At 38.6% G+C, this 20214-nt stretch carries 15 protein-coding genes and 2 tRNA genes; 9 read left to right on the forward strand and 8 right to left on the reverse strand.

Annotated features, from left to right (window positions below):
* The first annotated feature begins 8 nt into the window (after positions 1-8).
* From ACTJJH_RS10595 to ACTJJH_RS10615, 5 genes are all read left to right on the forward strand, one after another.
* Complete coding sequence (locus ACTJJH_RS10595) at positions 9-1844, forward strand: extracellular solute-binding protein (RefSeq protein ID WP_440601110.1); 1836 nt, start codon at positions 9-11, stop codon at positions 1842-1844.
* 31 nt (positions 1845-1875) lie between these two features.
* Positions 1876-2928 (forward strand): microcin C ABC transporter permease YejB, encoded by a 1053-nt coding sequence (locus ACTJJH_RS10600; RefSeq protein ID WP_057066807.1) that lies wholly within the window; start codon positions 1876-1878, stop codon positions 2926-2928.
* Complete coding sequence (locus tag ACTJJH_RS10605; protein ID WP_016802551.1) at positions 2928-3938, forward strand: ABC transporter permease; 1011 nt, start codon at positions 2928-2930, stop codon at positions 3936-3938. The genes ACTJJH_RS10600 and ACTJJH_RS10605 overlap by 1 nt, the downstream gene beginning before the upstream one ends.
* Complete coding sequence (locus ACTJJH_RS10610) at positions 3913-5508, forward strand: ABC transporter ATP-binding protein (protein WP_057066806.1); 1596 nt, start codon at positions 3913-3915, stop codon at positions 5506-5508. Before ACTJJH_RS10605 ends, ACTJJH_RS10610 begins: the two co-directional genes overlap by 26 nt.
* Before the next feature lie 189 nt (positions 5509-5697).
* The gene (locus tag ACTJJH_RS10615; RefSeq protein WP_206218368.1) at positions 5698-6942 is read left to right on the forward strand and encodes an NADH:flavin oxidoreductase/NADH oxidase family protein; all 1245 of its coding nucleotides are present in this window, start codon (positions 5698-5700) and stop codon (positions 6940-6942) included.
* A gap of 40 nt (positions 6943-6982) precedes the next feature.
* Here the strand turns inward: ACTJJH_RS10615 and ACTJJH_RS10620 are convergent, their stop codons facing one another.
* The 4 genes from ACTJJH_RS10620 to pyrC form a co-directional block, all read right to left on the reverse strand.
* On the reverse strand, positions 6983-9097 hold the full coding sequence (locus ACTJJH_RS10620) for a TonB-dependent siderophore receptor (RefSeq protein ID WP_440601111.1): 2115 nt from the start codon (positions 9095-9097) through the stop codon (positions 6983-6985).
* Positions 9098-9271: 174 nt separating this feature from the next.
* Positions 9272-9347, reverse strand: a tRNA-Glu gene (locus ACTJJH_RS10625).
* 18 nt (positions 9348-9365) lie between these two features.
* On the reverse strand, positions 9366-10028 hold the full coding sequence (gene rnt, locus ACTJJH_RS10630) for a ribonuclease T (RefSeq protein WP_002117536.1): 663 nt from the start codon (positions 10026-10028) through the stop codon (positions 9366-9368).
* Complete coding sequence (pyrC, locus tag ACTJJH_RS10635; protein ID WP_078224708.1) at positions 10013-11047, reverse strand: dihydroorotase; 1035 nt, start codon at positions 11045-11047, stop codon at positions 10013-10015. Before pyrC ends, rnt begins: the two co-directional genes overlap by 16 nt.
* Positions 11048-11196: 149 nt before the next feature.
* Between pyrC and ACTJJH_RS10640 the strand changes: the two genes are divergently transcribed.
* Complete coding sequence (locus tag ACTJJH_RS10640; protein WP_440601112.1) at positions 11197-12459, forward strand: GGDEF domain-containing protein; 1263 nt, start codon at positions 11197-11199, stop codon at positions 12457-12459.
* 61 nt (positions 12460-12520) lie between these two features.
* On the opposite strand, the gene argG is transcribed toward ACTJJH_RS10640, so the two are convergent.
* Positions 12521-13879, reverse strand: coding sequence for an argininosuccinate synthase (gene argG, locus ACTJJH_RS10645; RefSeq protein ID WP_014206117.1), 1359 nt, complete (start codon positions 13877-13879; stop codon positions 12521-12523).
* A 297-nt stretch (positions 13880-14176) separates the two neighbouring features.
* Here argG and ACTJJH_RS10650 point away from each other — a divergent pair, with 297 nt between their 5' ends.
* From ACTJJH_RS10650 to ACTJJH_RS10660, 3 genes are all read left to right on the forward strand, one after another.
* The gene (locus ACTJJH_RS10650; protein ID WP_440601113.1) at positions 14177-16207 is read left to right on the forward strand and encodes an oxidoreductase; all 2031 of its coding nucleotides are present in this window, start codon (positions 14177-14179) and stop codon (positions 16205-16207) included.
* 85 nt (positions 16208-16292) lie between these two features.
* Positions 16293-16382, forward strand: a tRNA-Ser gene (locus ACTJJH_RS10655).
* Positions 16383-16749: 367 nt separating this feature from the next.
* A complete protein-coding gene (locus ACTJJH_RS10660; protein WP_440601118.1) occupies positions 16750-17067 on the forward strand; it encodes a hypothetical protein in 318 nt (105 codons plus the stop codon).
* A gap of 23 nt (positions 17068-17090) precedes the next feature.
* On the opposite strand, the gene ACTJJH_RS10665 is transcribed toward ACTJJH_RS10660, so the two are convergent.
* The 3 genes from ACTJJH_RS10665 to ACTJJH_RS10675 form a co-directional block, all read right to left on the reverse strand.
* Entirely contained in the window at positions 17091-18179 is a 1089-nt protein-coding gene (locus ACTJJH_RS10665) for a M48 family metallopeptidase (protein ID WP_017398633.1), read from the reverse strand.
* A 20-nt stretch (positions 18180-18199) separates the two neighbouring features.
* Positions 18200-19288, reverse strand: coding sequence for a YjgN family protein (locus ACTJJH_RS10670; protein WP_014206121.1), 1089 nt, complete (start codon positions 19286-19288; stop codon positions 18200-18202).
* Between the two features lie 589 nt (positions 19289-19877).
* Positions 19878-20214 (reverse strand): transposase (locus tag ACTJJH_RS10675; RefSeq protein ID WP_440601114.1); only part of this gene is annotated, 337 nt, incomplete at its 5' end.

Consider the following 20214-nt stretch of genomic DNA (forward strand, 5'->3'; position numbering starts at 1 on the left):
AGTCATTTATGCATAAATTAAATTTTCAACTGAGCCTGCTAGTCGGGCTCAGTGTCATTTCCCATAGTGTTTTTTCTGCACAACAAACCACTTCATATATAGCGATTCATTCTAAGCCTAAGTATTTAGAAATGATAGCTATGCCATATGCAAACCCAAATGCCCCTAAAGGTGGCCTATTAAGTCAGGCAGCTCAAGGAACTTTTGATAACCTCAATAGTATGAATGGTAAGGGGAATGCTACAGAAGGCGTGAATTATCTTTTTGATACCTTAATGACTCAATCACTTGATGAGGTCGGGGTTTTATATCCGCTTTTGGCACAGAAAGTGAGTTTTGACCCAGAAAAAACGCAATCAGTGACTTTCTATTTAAACCCTAAGGCGCGTTTTAGTAATGGACAGCCGGTCACTGCGGTGGATGTTAAATTTAGTTTTGATGCTTATCAGACGAAGTCTAATTTAGGTTTGCAAATGTACCTTGCTGATTTAGCAAAAACAGAAGTAATAAATGCTCATCAAGTAAAGTTTAGTTTTAAGTCTACACATAACCCTAAAATGCCATTCATTTTGGCAACCTTACCCATTTATTCAAAAGTAGATTGGCAAAAAAGAGATTTTAGCCGAATTACCTTACAACCGATTGTTGGTTCGGGACCTTACGTGGTTGAACGAATTGATCCGGGCAGAAGCATCAGTTATAAACGGAACCCAAATTATTGGGCAAAAGATTTACCTATTAATAAGGGGCGTTATAACTTTGACCGATTAAAATATGTCTATTATCGAAATTGGGATATTGCTTTTGAAGGATTTAAATCTGGGCAATACACTTTGCATGAAGAAACTAATCCTAAAAAATGGGTAACTGATTACCGGTTTCCAGCCGTAAAAGCAGGGTTGGTTACTCAATATAAGTTTCGTCATCATAATCCTATCGCCACTGAAAGCTATGTTTTTAATACGCGACGAAAACCTTTAAATGATATTCGTTTTAGACAAGCCTTAACCTATGCCTATGACTTTGAATGGCAGAATAAAGCTTTGTTTTATGGACAATATCAGCGCCTACAAAGTTATTTTGAAAATAGTGAATTAGCAGCAACAGGTCGACCTTCAAAAACTGAATTAGAGTTGTTAAAACCGTTATTGCCTAAGTTATCTCCACTTATGCAACAAGGTGTTTTAGCAAACTGGAAATACCCAGTGTCAGATGCGAGTGGATTTAACCGTCAGAATTTATTAACTGCGCGCCAATTGCTTATACAAGCTGGCTATAAAATTAAAGAAGGGCAGCTATTTACACCTGAGGAAAAGAAAGTTCAGCTTGAGTTTTTAATTCAGCAAGATGGTAAACAACGAACACTTCTACCTTTTATTCGTAACTTAAAAAAATTAGGCATTGCTGTTAATTTACGTCAGGTTGATGCTCCGCAATATTTAGAACGAACTCGCCGTTACGATTTTGATATGACCACAATGAATTTGCCGCAATCTCTCAATCCGGGAAATGAACAGACTCAATTTTGGGGGAGTATCGCCGCAGCTCAGGATGGAAATTACAATTATGCTGGAATTCGCAATCCAGTAATTGATCAAGTGATTTCAAAACTCGTTGCGAGTAAAAATCGTGAACAGCAGGTTATTTATACTCGCATTCTCGATCGATTGCTTAGAGCTGGTTATTATCAAATCCCGACCTATGGTAAAGGTGAAAACTGGTATGCTTATTGGAATATGTATCAACAACCTAAAGTTAAACCAGCACTTTCTTCTGGGATAGAATATTGGTGGAGTGATGCAAACAAAGCCAAAAAAGTTGCCAAATATTTACATCAACAATAAAAAGCACCTGCCATAAAGGAAATCCTGTTATATGGGTTCATATATTCTCAAGCGACTTCTTTTAATGATTCCCACATTATTCGTCATTTTATTGATTAATTTTGTGGTTGTGCAAATTGCACCGGGTGGACCAGTTGAGCAAGCAATACATCAGGCACAAAGCGATTTGGGAATTGGCCGTGCATTGAGTGCAGAAACTTATTATCAAGGTGCTCAAGGTTTAAGCCCTGAAATGCTTGAGCAAATTAAGGCTCAGTACGGCTTTGATCGTTCTGCTCCTGAACGATTTTTTCTAATGTTAAAAGGCTATTTAACTTTAGATTTTGGACAAAGTTTCTTTAAAGATAAATCTGTCGTGCAATTGTTGTGGGAAAAAATGCCTGTTTCGATTTCGCTTGGGTTGGTGAGTACTTTGCTCATTTATCTCATTTCTATTCCGCTGGGAATTAAAAAGGCAAAACAGCAGGGCTCTTGGTTTGATCGATCCACTTCTTTAGTGCTTGTGGTGGGGTACGCTGTACCAAGTTTTGTATTTGCCATTTTGTTAGTTGTTTTTTTTGCAGGTGGATCTTATTTTCAATGGTTTCCATTACAAAATTTAGTCTCAGATAACTTCCATCAACTCAGTCTTTGGGGCAAAGTTACCGATTATTTATGGCATATGACTCTGCCACTCATTACCATGGTATTAGGCGGTTTTGCCAGTTTAACCTATTTAACTAAATATTCATTTTTAGAAGAACTCAATAAACCCTACGTTTTGGCAGCCTATGCAAAAGGGTTGAACAGCCAACAGGTCTTATATAAGCATGTCTTTCGTAATGCCATTTTAGTTGTGCTCGCAGGATTGCCAGAAGCGTTAGCTGGTATCTTCTTTGTAGGTAACCTATTTGTAGAAATTATCTTTCACCTAGATGGGGTGGGTTTGTTGGGCTTTGAAGCTATTGTCCAACGTGATTATCCTGTTATTTTTGGTGTTTTATTTTTCTTTACTTTATTTAGCCTAATTTTACGTCTCGTTTGTGATGTGTTGTACCAATGGATTGATCCACGAATTCACTTTGATGCGCAAGGAGGCAAATAATGTCTTTGATTGTGCGAACACGATTACAGCGTTTTAGACAGCATAAATTGGGCTGGGCCAGCTTTATTTTATTTAGTCTAATTTTGTTTTTGTCATTAGCCGCGGAGTTGATTGCTAACGATAAACCGCTGTTAGTGAAGTATGAAGATTCTTACTATTTGCCTGTGTTGAAAACTTATCCGGAAACGACGTTTGGTGGAGTGTTTGAAACAGAAGCTGATTATAAAGACCCTGCTGTACAAGCGCTTATTAATACTAAGGGATGGGCAGTTTGGCCCCTCATTCAATTTTCATATCAAACGCCCAATTTAGATTTGGCCGTTCCTGTGCCATCACCACCTTCCAAGCAAAACTGGTTGGGAACAGATGATCAAGGAAGGGACGTTTTTGCCCGTATTCTTTATGGCTTAAGAGTATCGTTGCTTTTTGGCTTAGCCTTAACCTTTTGTTCTGCTTTATTTGGAATTACGGTAGGCGCTATTCAAGGCTATTATGGCGGCTGGGTCGATTTATTGGGGCAACGTTTGGTTGAAGTCTGGAATGGCTTACCCATGCTTTTTATAGTCATGATTTTAGTCAGTATGTTTGTTCCAAATGTATATTGGCTATTTTTCATTATGTTGTTTTTCGGCTGGACTGTTTTGGTGGGCATTGTTAGGGCAGAGTTTTTAAAAGCACGCCAGCTTGATTACGTTCGTGCAGCCCAAGTTTTGGGAGTGACTGATCACGCGATTATTTTTAGGCATATTTTGCCAAATGCGATCAGTTCGAGTTTGTCTCAGTTACCTTTTATTTTAACGACCAATATTAGCGCTTTAACCGCTCTTGATTTTTTAGGATATGGACTACCACCCGATGCGGCCTCTTTAGGTGAATTATTACTACAAGGTAAAAATAATTTAGATGCGCCATGGTTGGCAATTTCAGGCTTTTTTAGTCTGGCTATTGTTCTTTCACTTTTAATTTATATTGGGGAGGCAGCCCGTGAAGCGTTTGACCCAAGAAAATAACTTAAATCCCGCTTTAGCATTATTAAAAGTAGAGCAACTTTCGGTTCAGACCAAAGACCAAAAGGTTTTATTGGAACATCTGAATTTTTACTTAAGTGAAGGTGAAACACTGGCTGTTGTGGGCGAAAGTGGTTCAGGTAAATCGATGAGCTGCTTAGCAATAATGGGGTTGCTACAAGAAAAATTAGAAGTAACAGGTCGGGTCTGGTTTGGCTCACAAAACATGCTTGAGCTAGATGAAAGAGCTCAATCAAATTTACGTGGTCGACAAATCGCTATGATTTTTCAAGAGCCTGCTACTGCGTTAAATCCGCTCCATCGGGTTGAAAAAATTATAGGGGAAAATCTTCTTTTATCTGGGTTTTCAAAACTTGAAGTCCGGCAGCAAATAGTTGAACTGCTAAAAGATGTGGGAATTGTTGAACCAGAACAAATTTTAAACCGTTATCCGCATGAGCTTTCTGGTGGGCAAAGACAACGTGTCATGATCGCGATGACATTGGCGCTTCGGCCTAAAATTTTGATTGCTGATGAGCCTACTACTGCGTTGGATGTGGTTTTACAGATACAGATTTTAGAGCTATTAAAATCTTTGCAAAGCAAATATGGGATGGCACTTATTTTAATTAGCCATGACCTCAATTTAGTACATCGCTATGCTGAGAAACTTATTGTATTGCAAAGTGGGCGTGTAGTAGAGCAAGGTGAACTGAGCCAAATCTTTGTAAATCCTAAAACTAGTTATACAGCACAATTATTAGATCATGATTTTGGAAGTGTAGAGTCTAGACCCGCTCAACAGAATGTTTTATCAGTTCGACAGCTCAGCGTGCGGTTTCCTATAAGAAAAGGAATTTTAAATCGCATTCAAGGGTATTTCACCGCAATAGAAGATTTGAGTTTTGATCTTGCTCAAGGTGAATCACTTGGGCTGGTTGGTGAAAGTGGTGCGGGTAAGTCATCGTTAGCCCTCGCTTTGGTTCAGCTTATTCAGAGCAAAGGACAGATTGTTTTCTTAGGTCAAGATTTAAATCAGCTACAGCCTAAAGCCCTACGCTTGATGAGATCAGATTTTCAACTTGTATTCCAAGACCCTTTTGGTAGCTTAAACCCGCGTATGACAGTAGGGCAGATTATTGCGGAAGGGCTAAAGTTAAAAGTGGTGGATGATGAGGAGATAAAGCAGCAAATTGAATCTGTGTTGGTAAAAGTTGAATTGGCTGAAGATTTTCAACATCGTTACCCACATGAACTTTCTGGGGGACAACGTCAACGTGTCGCCTTAGCTAGAGCTTTAGTGGTTCAGCCTAAACTTTTAATTTTGGATGAACCTACCTCTGCCTTAGATCGAACCACGCAAAAAGCCATGATCAAGTTGTTGAGACAATTACAGCAAACTGAGCAGTTAAGTTATATTTTTATTAGTCATGATCTCAATATAGTAAAAGCACTTTGCCACAAAGTGATGGTATTACGTCATGCAAAAGTTGTTGAATATCAGGAAACTGAACTTCTATTTTCTAGGCCTCAGACTGAATATACCAGACAGTTAATTAGAGCATCTCTCTAAAATAAAGATATTAATTAATTGTTTTTTAATAAAATAATTAATATCTTTATTTTATGCAAAAAGTTGCATATTTTTATATTTTTTAAAATTGACATGTGCTATTGTCAGTTATCGATTATGACTTGACATGCCCAATAACTCATTTAAATTAGAGTAATTGCTCTAAAATTCAAAGAACAGAGGTTAACCATGAACCAGATTGCTGAACCCATCACAATTCGCAATACCACCTTTAAAAACCGAATTATTAAAGGTGCAATGAGTGAGGCACTTGCAAATTATGAAGGCCAACCAAATGACTTACATTTGGGTTTATATGGTGCATGGGCAAAAGGTGAGCTTGGCTGTGCCATTACTGGCAACGTCATGGTAAATGCCGGCGCAAAAAATGAACCAGGTGTTGTTGTTATTGAAACTGAACGCGACCTAGAGCGCTTAAAAGAATGGGCGGCATTAGGTAAAAAATATGGCATGGTTCAGTTGATTCAATTATCGCATCCAGGTCGTCAGTGTCCAAAAGGTTTAAATAAAGAAACTGTAGCGCCTTCAGCCGTACCTTTTAGCCCAGCTTTAGCAACCATGTTTGGAACGCCACGTGAACTTACTCATGACGAAATTCTAGATATTATTAAACGTTTTGCGACAGCAGCTCACATTTGTGAAAAAGCAGGTTTTGAGGGAGTACAATTACATGGCGCACATGGTTATTTAATTAGCCAGTTTTTATCGCCATTAACCAATAAGCGTACAGATCAGTGGGGCGGTTCAGTTGAGAATCGTACTCGTTTTTTACTAGAAGTTTATAAAGCGGTACGTGAAGCAACTTCAGATAATTTTATCATTTCAGTGAAGCTTAACTCGGCTGATTTCCAGCGTGGTGGTATTAGCGAAGAAGACGTTATTTCAGTGTTTAAAGCAGTGGATGAAGCTGGTATCGATTTAATTGAAATTTCAGGCGGTACTTACGAGGCACCAGCAATGGCTGGAGCTAAGGCCGACAAACGTAAAGCAAGTACGATTGCGCGCGAAGCATACTTTTTAGATTTTGCAGAGAAAATCCGCCAGCATGTTAAGTGTAAACTCATGGTGACAGGCGGTTTCCGTACTGTAGAAGGCATGAATGCCGCACTTGAAAGTGGTGCATGTGACTTTATTGGTATTGCTCGTCCATTTGCAGTAGAAACTGATTTAACTGAGCGTTTAATTGCAGGGCAAGATGTTCGCTATGCTGTAAAACCGATTAAAACAGGTTTACCTTTTGTCGATAAGATGGCAATTATGGAAATTATTTGGTATGCCGCTCAATTTAAAACGATTGGCAAGGGTAAAAAGCCAAATCCAAAACTTTCACCACTGGTAGTGTTTTTAAATTACGCCAAAGGCAATATTAAAGCGGTGATTCAAGGACAAGTTAATTCACGTAAGTCTGCATAAATCTGATGCGCCATTTCAAAAACTGAAATGGCGCATTTTTTTAGAATGTATAGCTCATACCTAATTGAACAGTACGTGATTCACCCGGATATGCATATAGATTGAAAGCACTTTCATCGTAAACTTTGTCAAAAAGATTTTTCAGATCTAAGTTAATACGAAGTTTTGGTGTTGCCTGATAATAAGAAATTAAATCTGTAACAGCATAACCTTTCATGGTGTAAGTACTATTGGCTGTTTGACCTGCACGCTTATCAATATATTTTTGATTAATGCCCAGACCTAAGCCTTGTAAAGGGCCATCTTGAAATTCATAGATATTTAACAGATTAAAACTATTCTTTGGAATATTGGCTAAAGCGGTTCCTTTTTTCAGGGTGTTATCTTTAGTCACTTCTGCATCTGTATAGGCATATCCACCAATAATTTTCCAAGCTGGAGTGATTTGTCCTGCAACATTTAGCTCAATACCTTGGCTACGAACTTCACCAGCAGTAACTTTATAAGCTGAATCTACAGGATCGAGAGTTAAGACATTTTCTTTTTTTGCATAAAAAATCGCAGAGTCAACCGATAGCATATTGTCGAGTGCTTGCCATTTAAAGCCTAACTCGTAAGCCATGCCTTCCTCTGGGTCAAATCCCTCTCCATTACGGCTAGCACCAGTGTTAGGTTTAAAAGATTTTGCAGCATTGCTATAGATTGAAAGGTCATTACGCGCTTTAAAAACTAAACCTAAACGCGGAATAAATGCGTCATGACTGGTATTCCAGTTTGCAGTATTCGGTAATAGGTTTTTGTAATCATGTTCGTAGTGCTCAAAACGTAAACCCAGTAGCGCGCTTAAGCGCTCATTTAAATCAATTTGGTCTTGTACAAAAAGGGCAGTTGTTTTTAAGTTTTCACGGTCATGTGTAGTAACCCGATTAAGCTCAGGTAGCGGTTGGCCTAAAATAGGATTATAAATATTAATAGGGTAACTACCGACATCACTACTTGAACGAATAATATATGACTTATAATCATAGTTTTCGTATTCAAGCCCAGTCACTAAAGTATGAGCTAGACCTAAAAGCTGGAAATTGCCTGTAAGGTTAATTTGGGCATCGGTATCTTGCCATTTTAATTCGCGATAGTTGTAATTTCGGTTTAAAGTTTCTCCGTCATCTTGAATGCCATTTGCCTCTACCGCATAGCCATGCAATTTGCCATTTAAATATTGCACACCAGCATTTAGCCTCCAGTCATTCCCAAGGTCGTGCTCGACTCGTAATTGAGTCATATTGTTATCATTGTAGAGTCGGTTGTTGTATTTACCTGTTTCCCACAAATAGGTTTCGGGTGAACTATTAAAAGACTTCTGGCCTGCATAACGTGTTTGGCCACGATCAAGTGGATGTTGATTTCGTAAAATATCCGCTTCAAAAGTAACTTTTGTTGCGTCAGAAGCTTGCCATTGAATAACTGGTGCAATTCCATATCGTTTGGACTCGACATGATCGCGATAACTATCACCGCCTTCTGCAATCACATTTAAGCGATAACCAATATTTTCTGTATTAGGGATAGTACCTGTGGTATCTACCGTAGTGCGATATAAACCTTCACTACTGAGCTGAGCACCTAAAGTGGTTTGTTGCTCAGACTTCGGTGTTTTAGAAATTAAGTTAAACGTACCACCTGGGTCACCACGGCCATATAAGCTAGAAGAGGGGCCACGTAAAACGTCTACACGTTCAATAGTGTTACTATCTGGAGCATTTGGATAACCACGGTTAATTGGGAATCCATTACGATAAAATTCACCGCTAGTGAAACCACGAAGATTAAAGCCTGTTAGACCTTGACCACCAAAGTTATTAGCACGAGTAACACCGCCAGCTAAATCAAGCGCTTCAATCAAACGTGTTGCGCCAATATCTTCAATTACTTTTTGAGTCACTACACTGACAGATTGTGGCGTATCTTTTAAGGCGATTTCACTACGTGTTGCGCTACTTGAACTATCGACTTTATAAGTTTGGTCAGCTGCCTGTTGAGCTTTAATCTTAATCGTAGCGAGTGTGGTTGAAGGCTGATCTGTTTCTGCGAAAGTACTTGAGATACAACAGAGTTGAGCGATGCTCAGGGAGAGGAGGCGAAGCTTAAGATCCATTTAAAACCTTGTTGATAATAAATATCAGTATAAAAATAAGAATTATTATATTGTAAATCTATGTAAAGGAAATACTGGATTGGTGATATATATGTACAAGTGTATTTTATTTGGAAATACAGAAAATTAGAAATATAAAAATAAAATAGAAAGGAATTTTATAAGAAGAGAATATGGCGTCCCTACGGGGATTCGAACCCCGGTTACCGCCGTGAAAGGGCGATGTCCTAGGCCTCTAGACGATAGGGACGTTGAGGATGGCGGTATCTTAAGAAGCCGCCACCAAACTGTCAAGGAGGTAAGGCGACAGTTTGTTCAAAATATAGCAAAACAGTTCAGCAGTCTTCTGAGTATCGTACAAAGCAGAGTGTGCTTCTTTGCCATCGAACTCAATTCCAGCTTGAATACACGCTTTCGCAAGCACAGTTTGTCCAAACATAACAGCACTTAAAGTAACCGTATCCATCACTGAAAAACTATGAAATGGGTTTTGGTTTTTTGTACTTGTACGCGCAATTGCTGCTTGTACAAAACCAAGGTCAAAATGCGCATTGTGGCCCACTAAGACTGCATGTGTACAATGTTGCTGTTTACGGACTTCATTCACCGATTTAAAAATACGGCGTAATGCAGTGCGCTCATCTTCAGCCATTGCAATACGCATTGGATTGAATGGATCAATACCAATAAAGTCTAGTGAACGGCGATCGAGATTGGCCCCTTCAAAGGGGTTAATATGCGCATGGAATGCTGGACCAGGGACAAATTGTCCCTGAGCATCATACACAATTGGAATGCACGCAATTTCTAGCAATGCATCTGTCTGGGCATTAAAACCTGCCGTTTCAACGTCAACAACAACAGGTAAGAAGCCACGAAAACGTTGGCCAATGACCGGGACAGAGGTTTCTTGTGTCACACTTTTCTCCATTGCAGCATTTTCCCGGCATGCAGCGGGATAATTTTTTGATCATCTAAATAATCAAAAGATTCTGGAACGAGGTTATCTTCTTTTACCAAAGTAATCGTAGAAGTATTACGTGGTAGGCCGTAGAAGTCTGCACCAAAGTGGCTAGCAAAACCTTCTAAACGTTCTAGTTTACCTACTTGATCAAATGCTTGAGCATAAAGTTCAATTGCATTAGGCGCACTATAACAGCCCGCACAGCCACACGCATTTTCTTTTGCATTTTGCGAGTGAGGAGCACTATCTGTACCCAAGAAAAATTTAGGGTTACCGCTCGTTGCAACTTCAAGCAAAGTAGTCTGGTGAGTTTGACGCTTTAAAATTGGTAAACAATAGAAATGCGGTTTAATACCACCAACCAACATATCATTACGGTTAAATAATAAATGCTGAGGTGTAATCGTTGCAGCCACATTGCGATCTTGTTCTAAAACAAAGTGTGCAGCATCGCTTGTTGTGATGTGTTCAAGTACCACTTTAAGCTTTGGAAACTGTTTTAATAACGGTGATAAAACTTCATCTAAGAAGCGTTTTTCACGGTCAAAAATATCAACGTGGTTATGAGTCACTTCACCATGAAGTAATAACGGAACTTGATGCTCTTCTAGTTGCTCAATGACTGCATAAACTTTACGAATGTCACTTACACCGTTATCAGAATTGGTGGTCGCACCTGCTGGGTAAAGTTTAATAGCATTTACATGTCCAGATTCTTTAATTTTACGAACTTCATCTGGTGAGGTGAAATCAGTAAAATAAAGCACCATACGTGGGTCAAAGTTAAGACCCTCTGGAACATGAGCAAGAATACGTTCACGGTAAGCCAGTGCTTCTTCCACAGTTTTTACAGGTGGAACAAGGTTTGGCATACAGATCGCACGAGCAAATTGTTTGGCCAAATCAGGTACAGTACGTTTTAATGCTAAACCATCACGTAAATGTGCATGCCAGTCATCTGGCTGGAGCAGGGTAATAGAGTCCAAGGCAGTTCAAACTTCGAAATAAAACAAATGATAATCGATAAAGTGTGAAAATGGTAACGAGAATTACGGACAAATGGCAAAATAAAGCGCCAGAGGCCTTAAAAAATAATGTTATATTTTGTTAATGTGTGAGAGGCAGGAATCAAGTAGTGGCAAATAGGGGAAATGTACATGAATTACTCAAAGCAAAAGAAGAAATAGAATATCTAGTAACTCTACATACCCATCGTTATGCCAATATACCTCTGCCACATCAATTAGAAAAAAAATTCTGGTGTCTAAATCTTGAGCGAACTAAACAAAATATCTCAAAATTTTTAGCAAGTGGCGTTTTAACCTATCTCATTTTCATATTGCTGGCTCTACCTACAGACTATTTGGTTATAGGGGTGCCTTATATTACTTGGGACTTCATCTATTGCTTACTGAGTGCAATTAATATTGCTTGTGCGCTACTGTTATTTTGGGTTTTTGCAAAGTTTAAAAAACTCACTGAATATTTTTATATCGCTGCATGTGGCATTGTATTTTTGACCATCATTATCAATGCAATTTTGCTCCTTAGCGTAGGAAATGTCGCTCTTAAAAACCAGTCGATGTTACTACTTTCCTTCTTATATATGCTGGGGTTTATTTTAAGCGGAATAAAGCCTCTACATATGCTTTATGTAGGTTTAACAGCAGCCTTTTGTGTTTTTTCCCTACTGATTTTATGGCAAGCCAATTGTGATTTTATTGCTTTGGGAAGAGCGCTGTTTGGAAGTTGTATTTTAGGTTTTTCAATTAGCACGATGCTTACATCTAGAGAAAGAAGCCTTTTTTTAAATAATCAGCTTGTTGAGCTTAACGAACAGATTTTACGTATTGAGGCATCTGAATTGCTTCATTTAAGCCAGCAGGATGCACTGACGAATATCTCAAATCGACGTACTTTTGATGAGATGTTCGACTTTTTTTACTACCGTGCAAAGCAAGAAAAGCGTCCATTGGCTGTTTTATTTATTGATATCGATTTTTTTAAAAATTATAACGATTTTTATGGACACCAAATGGGGGATAAAGTCATCTCATCTATTGCCGCTGCAATTAAAAATTCGATTCGGCATGTTGATTTTGTTGCCCGTTATGGTGGAGAAGAGTTTGTCGTGCTGTTACCGAAAACACCTGCTCAAGGCGCCTATGCCGTCGCTGCAAATATTTATAAAGCGATTGAGCGACAAGCGATTCCTCATGCAGCATCTTTAGTCTCTAAGCATGTCACGATTAGTTTAGGTTTTACTGTTTATACAGAAGGTTTTAAAGTAAATCAGGAAAAATTAATTCACGCTGCGGATCAAGCTTTATATCGGGCTAAGCAGCTTGGACGTAACCAGATTTATTATCAACCTTTGGAAGTAGCAGAACTTGTTTGAGCACAAATATTTGAAATAAAAAAGCCACCTTTGTCGGTGGCTTTTTTATTAAGTAAGAAAATTATTTTTTCTTGCTATCGAGTTGTGGTACAGCAGAACCTTGGCCGATTGAAAGCAAACCAGCATCTGTATAGATACCAAGTTTTGCACGTGTATCGGTAATGTCGAGGTTACGCATAGTTAACTGACCAATACGGTCCATTGGCGTAAACATTGAATCGCCTTTTTCCATTGTTAAACGTTCAGCTTCGTACGTTAAGTTTGGAGATTCAGTGTTCATGATGGTGTAGTCATTACCACGACGAAGTTCAAGAGTCACTTCACCAGTAATCGCTTTAGCAACCCAACGCTGTGCAGTTTCACGCAACATAAGTGCTTGAGAGTCGAACCAGCGGCCTTGGTAAAGTAAACGACCTAAACGTAAACCGTTAATGCGGTATTGTTCGATCGTATCTTCGTTATGAATACCAGTAACCAAACGCTCATAAGCAATATGAAGAAGAGCCATACCCGGTGCTTCATAAATACCACGAGATTTTGCTTCGATAATACGGTTTTCGATTTGGTCAGACATACCTAAACCATGACGGCCACCAATACGGTTTGCTTCAAGAATAAGCTCAACCGGATTGTCAAAAGTTTGACCGTTTAATGCAACAGGTACACCTTCTTCAAAACGTACAGTCACTTCTTCTGGAGTAATTTCAACTTCATCTTTCCAGAAAGCAACGCCCATAATTGGGTCAACGATTTTGATACCAGCATTTAGGTATTCAAGATCTTTTGCTTCGTGAGTCGCACCCAACATATTTGAGTCAGTCGAGTAAGCTTTTTCTTTTGACATTTTGTAGTCAAAACCGTTGTCGATCAGGAACTGTGACATTTCTGCACGGCCACCGAGCTCATCGATGAAGTTTTGATCTAACCAAGGCTTATAAATTTTAAGATTCGGGTTAGTCAACAAACCATAACGATAAAAACGTTCAATATCGTTACCTTTATAAGTTGAACCGTCACCCCAGATGTTTACATCATCTTCTTTCATTGCGGTAACTAGCATTGTACCTGTTACTGCACGACCGAGTGGAGTCGTATTGAAATAAGGAACACCACCTGTACTGATATGGAATGCACCACACTGAATCGCAGCAATACCTTCAAGCGCAAGTTGTAAGCGGCAGTCAATTAAGCGAGCTTTTACAGCGCCGTATTGTTCTGCTTTCTTTGGAATTGCATCGTAGTCATCTTCATCAGGCTGACCTAAGTTTGCAGTATATGCATAAGGTTCTGCGCCTTTTTGTTTCATCCACAATAAGGCAGCTGAAGTGTCTAGGCCTCCGGAGAAGGCAATCCCAACTTTTTTGCCTACTGGTACATGCTGCAAGATAGTTGCATTATCAGTCATTGCTAATCCTAACATTTATGAAAAAGACCCCATATAGGCGGTCTTGAGAATTCTGAATGGCGGCTATTGTAGCACTATTCATGGTGCTTTTTTTCGCAAAAAAAGCATTAATTCACTTGTTCTGATTTGAAGTTTTAATTTGATAAAAAATATAAGGATATTTATAGAATAAGAAGAAGTGAATGAAGTATTGTTCTTAAATAAATGGATTGACCATAAGCTCCGATAAATTTCTTTGCTTGGTCATCCAAAATTATCAAAAAAGTATTAAAGTACTATGCAACAAGTTGCAAAAAATTATTGGGACGCAGCATGACAAGTTACGCCAATTTATTAAAACCATTACATCTAGGCTTTACCACCATTAAAAACCGTGTGGTGATGGGTTCCATGCATACGGGGCTTGAAGACCGTTTTTACAATTATCCAAAACTGGCAGCTTATTTTGAAGAGCGTGCGAAAGGTGGGGTTGGCCTGATTGTGACAGGTGGTATCTCACCGAACCGTCAAGGATGGTTAGCACCTGCTGGCGGAACCATGAATAGCTTATTTGATATTCCACAGCATCGTCTGGTTACACATGCTGTGCATAAACATGGTTCAAAAATCTTAATGCAAATTTTGCATGCAGGTCGCTATGGTTACCAGCCGTTTGTTGTGTCTTCAACTGCAATTAAATCTCCAATTTCACCTTTTAAACCACGCCAGCTTTCTGAAAAAAATATTCTGAGCACAATAGAAGATTACGCACAGTGCGCTGATATTGCCAAAAAAGCAGGTTATGACGGTGTCGAAATTATGGGCTCGGAAGGTTATTTAATTAACCAGTTTTTAAGCAGCCATGTGAACCAGCGTAGTGACCGTTGGGGTGGTGAAATTGAAAACCGTATGCGCTTTCCAGTCGAGATTGTTAAAGCGATCCGTGCCAAAGTTGGTGAGAAATTTATTATTTGTTTCCGCTTGTCTTTACTCGATTTAGTCCATGACGGTAACACCATGCAAGAGGTGGTGACTGTAGCCAAAGCTTTAGAAAAAGCAGGGGTGACTTTATTAAATACCGGCATTGGCTGGCATGAAGCTCGTGTTCCGACCATTGTAACATCTGTGCCTCGTGCAGCTTTTGTCGACTATACTGCTCATGTAAAACAGCATATTTCTATTCCGATTATTGCGTCAAACCGCATCAACATGCCTGAAACTGCCGAAGAAATTTTGGCAACTGGCAAAGCAGATATGGTTCAAATGGCGCGTCCTTTATTGGCCGATGCATTTTGGGTAAATAAAACTGCGACTAACCGTGTTGATGAAATTAATACCTGTATTGCATGTAACCAAGCCTGTTTAGACCATGCTTTTAAAAATAAGCGTGTGTCTTGTTTAGTGAACCCACGTGCAGGCCATGAAACTGAACTGGTCTATTTAAAGACTAAACAGCCTAAGCGAATTGCAGTTGTGGGTGGCGGAGTAGCGGGTATGTCGGCGGCAACTGTTGCTGCAAGCCGTGGCCATGCAGTGACGCTGTTTGAGGCAACTTCAGATGTAGGTGGTCAGTTTAACTTTGCCAAAGTTGTACCGGGCAAAGAAGAATTTCACGAAACGATCCGCTACTTTAAAGTCCAACTGGAAAAAACTGGAGTGGACGTACGTTTAAATACTCGCGTAAATCGTGAACAACTTGAACGTGAAGGTTTTGATGAAGTAATCGTTGCAACAGGTGTAATCCCTCGCGCATTAAAAATTGAAGGAAGTGACGCACCACAAGTCCTTTCCTATGCTCAAGTTCTAAAAGGAGCAGAAGTCGGGCAAAAAGTTGCAGTGATTGGTGCGGGTGGTATTGGTTTTGACGTGTCAGAGTTTTTACTTAAACCGGCACATCAACCACAGCCTCAACCTTTGGCAGATTGGCAACGTGAATGGGGGATAGATCCAGATCCGAACTATGTTTCTGAAGGTGGTATGCAGCCGCCAGAAGTTGAACCAGCAATCCGTGAAATTTATTTACTACAACGTAAAACCACACCACTTGGTATTGGTCTTGGCAAGACTTCGGGTTGGGTACACCGTGCACAGCTTAAAAAGCATGGTGTACGTATGCTGCGTGGTGTGCAATATAAAGCAGTCACTGATGAAGGGCTTTGGATTGAGCACAATGGTCAAGACCAGCTTTTACGTGTAGATACTGTGGTGGTGTGTGCAGGTCAAGAGTCGGTAAAAGACTTGATGCCAAAAGAAGGTGAGTCGACTATAGCGAACTACCATATTATTGGTGGTGCAAAGCTTGCAGCAGAGCTAGATGCGAAGCGTGCGATCAAAGAAGGAGCAGAATTGGCTGCTCAACTGTAAAATTGATGAAACAATATGCACTTGAACACAAAGCGATGATATTTTTCTTGAATAAAATGAATAAGCTTTGTATTCTTACGCACATGGAAGCGTGGCAGAGCGGTTTAATGCACCGGTCTTGAAAACCGACGAGGGTGTGAGTCCTCCGTGAGTTCGAATCTCACCGCTTCCGCCAAATTCGAAAAGCCCCTGTTAATAGCAGGGGCTTTTTTTATATCTATTATTTTACCCCCTCATTCTAACCTACATAAAAATTTGGATTGAGTTAGACAGATTTTGATTTCAGTTTAATTTTATATTGTGTAGTTAATGCACCATCATAATGGTCAATATCTTGTAATTGTTTGATGAATTCTTTCGGGACGACTATTGCTGCTATATGTATAATTATGGGTAGAATAGCTCCTTATAATACTAAGCCCTTTGCATCACTAACTTGCAAATTAAAATCGCCTGATATGTACCGAATTTCAATTAATAGGTATGGATAGTTCATGAATCTAATAAATCACTGTAGTAAGTTATTTCTTGCAATTTTTCTTATGATAAATCTTTCAAATACGTATGCAGCAAAGATACAGGCTGTAGGTGCTGAAGTACAGGAGAGTGCTGTAGATGTAATGGAAGCTGCTGGAGCAGAAGCTGTAGGTGGGCAAGAGGATATATGCCGTGCTGACGAGGCTTGTGACGTTGCATCTCCTGTTTCTGAGGATGAAATGTACGGTGGTATTCAACAGGAATATGTCGTAAAAGGCTGTAAGGTAACAATCTACAATGATGGGCCTGTGAAAATGGTCAATGTAAAGACGGATCAACCATGTGATGCTCCACTTCCTAAAGACCATAAATTTTCTAGATAGACTCTGTGTACCTATAAATTATTTTATGCACCTTTCTGTTTTTTCTCAAAATCATGAACCATTCGAATACGCTCTTCGGTTGCAGGATGTGAGGATAAAGCATCAAGAACAGCTGTAGATAGTTTATTAGCTGAAGATTCTTCTTGAGAAGTTGGTGGGGTGGACTGATTTTTCTTATCGAGACCTTCTTCCGTTGTATCGCTTAAACGTTGTAAGAAATTTGCGAAGTGGGAGACTTCGATATGCTTCCTATCCATCAGCTGTAAAGCATATAGATCGGCTTCGGACTCAAATTTACGTGAATAATTTGCACCAATCATAGCGGCAGGTAAGGACGTAAATAAGTCTGAATTATCTCCTGTCATTGCAATGTATAATATACTTAGACCTAAACTCGTTAACCCTTGTTGCAAACTATGGCGATAAACCAAATGGCCTTGTTCATGGGCTAATACGCTTAAGATTTCCTGATTCGTATGTGCCAATTTGATTAGTTCATCTGTGATAATAATCGTATTATTGGGTAGCGCTACAGCATTAGCCCCTAACTGATCGCCTTTACGGAAGACTAATTTGGCTGGTTTGTTTTCAGCAACAGTATTCAAATACTGTTTAGTAATTTGGTCTTTTTGAGTTTGTGCTAATTGGCTGGGTGCAGTCCAATTATTTAATACATAATTCTCGGCTTCATCACCTAGTTTCTTTAAAGTATTCTCAGGTAATTGAAAAGCAAGATAATGGGACGTTGCTGGAACCCCCCATTTGACTAGACTGATCGCAAAAGTAATCACAAAAATTACACTAAAAAGAATAAGACCCGGAGAGCGTTCAAATTTCCAGATCGAATGTTGAACCTTTTTAGTTGAGTAATTAAACCATTCAGGTAATGCACTATGAAATTCAATCCGTGCATCATCAGATAATTCAATTACTGGGTGTAACTGTCCCAGCGCACCAATCAATTTCATATCAGTATATTGATAATGGCGCTGAAGTTCTAATTGCTCACCATACCGAATTAGAACTTCAGATTCAGATTGAGCTGAAATCTGAGCACGGTATGGTTTAGACACTAGGCCATCATAGAAAGTGATATCTACTGCGTGGGACATAAATTATTAAACTCAGATTGTTATAAAGAGATGTCGATATCAAAAATATCACTGATTTCTTCAGCTAAAGCACTTTGCTCTTGTTGAGCTAGATTCATCATTTGATCTGGATCATCTAATAAAATTAAACTCATCGATTCAATCTGATATTTGTGAATACGAACTGCAGCCCAAGCAGACATTAAACCTATGGATAAGATTTTTACAATCCAGTTCGATGCTACAATCCATGCAAAACGCCATTGATTACAGTCTGTTTTAAATTGACTGTTTCCAACTGTAGTATTGTTCCATGTCGTAATAAAAATACGTGCAGCAATTAATGGATAAATAAATAATCCAATAAATGCATATACCGTAAATATTCCGAAGAATATAGCGTTTGGTGAGAACCCAGAAATTGTTCCTGCCATAGCAAAGTAAATGATTGAAAAAATAGCAATTATACCAATTGCAATAAAAACTGGTATATAAACTGCTGCCATATATGCAGACCATTTCGCGTTTAATTTAAAATTTAATTGTCCAGCATATAAGTTGTTAAGATAATATTTTTTATATAGCCAAATAGCTACAGGTGTAAAGATTCCTAAAGTGAAAATATATACCAATATACTCAAAAGAAAGACTTTATAAGATTCTTTTATCGTTCCACCAAAATAAAAACGTGCGTTGCCGAACTTACTATTTCTTGCCGTAAAACGTAAAGTAGCGCGAATTAGCCAAGGTACTGCTGCATATAGCGCAACTAGTCCAACCACAGTCGCAATCATTGAATACTGTGATGAAATTGCAAATACGACGTAAATTCCTAATGCAATTAAACGTCCAATCAAAATCTTGGTTGGAATCCCTGTAAAATCAAAGCGGCGTTCAAAAAATTCTGTATTGCCATAAAAATAGCGTAGGCGACGAACTTTGGCCCAAGGTGCATATAAGCTCAAAGTAATAATAGTCAAAAGAATATTAACGATCCAGATTCCAAAATATTCTGAGGCATTCCCATGAAATTTAAAATGATGAATTCCTGAATGTGAAATTGGTGGAGTTGTAATATTTTGATCCTCATTTACATCTTGAGGAAGAGAGGTTAAAGCTTGGTCTTGCATTTTATTCTCTTTATTGAAAATATATGATCTTGATTGAATGTAATAGATAATTAGAAAACTATTGAGAATATTATATATTTTTTATAAATTGAAATAAATAGAATGAAAAGCAAACAACTATTTTTACCATTATATTCTTATTGAGTTGTTTCGAGCAGAAAGCTTATCGCGAGAAGTATAAATAATAGGTTTAAAGGCATCGGTGACTTATTGTGATTGTAAATTTATTAGTAATTCTAAGAAAAACTTTCTACATCATTAATTTCATCATTTACCATTTTTTATATTCTAATCTTACCTGTTGAAACTAATATATCTATATAAATTTCAATCCCGTTATAAACCCCACTTTAACAATAACTCATTCATTATTTATCCTTACTTTTTAATGATCTAATTTAAAACAAATGTCATTTTGTGTGCTTGACTGTAAGAGAGTTGAATACTATTCTTCGCATGCTGGCCACATTGCCAGTCGGTTGTCGCAGACCGTCTCATAGAAGCATTAAAGGTTTTATACCTTTAGTGTCTAGCCCCTCGTGCCCCCTCTACGGTGGAATGATCTGACCCCATAAAGTTGGACAGTTAGTTAAGCAGTTTTTAAAAACTGGTTTCTATATTGTACAGGGGATAAACCTTGTAGCTTCACCTTGATTCTCTCATGATTATAATAATGAATGTACTCTCGTATAGTTTTCTCTAACTCATCAGTTGATTGAAATTTTTCACCATGAAAGCACTCCGATTTTAATATTCCAAAGAAGCTTTCTATTACAGCATTATCTAAGCAATTTCCTTTACGAGACATACTTTGAATTAAACCATGTTGCTTTAATTGCTGTTGATAATGAGCCATTTGATATTGCCATCCTTGATCTGAATGGAGAATTGGTTTCTCATGTCGCTTAAGTTTAGCTAAAGCATGA

It is taken from the genome of Acinetobacter sp. 22301, from assembly GCF_052045285.1.
GTDB lineage: Bacteria > Pseudomonadota > Gammaproteobacteria > Pseudomonadales > Moraxellaceae > Acinetobacter > Acinetobacter pittii.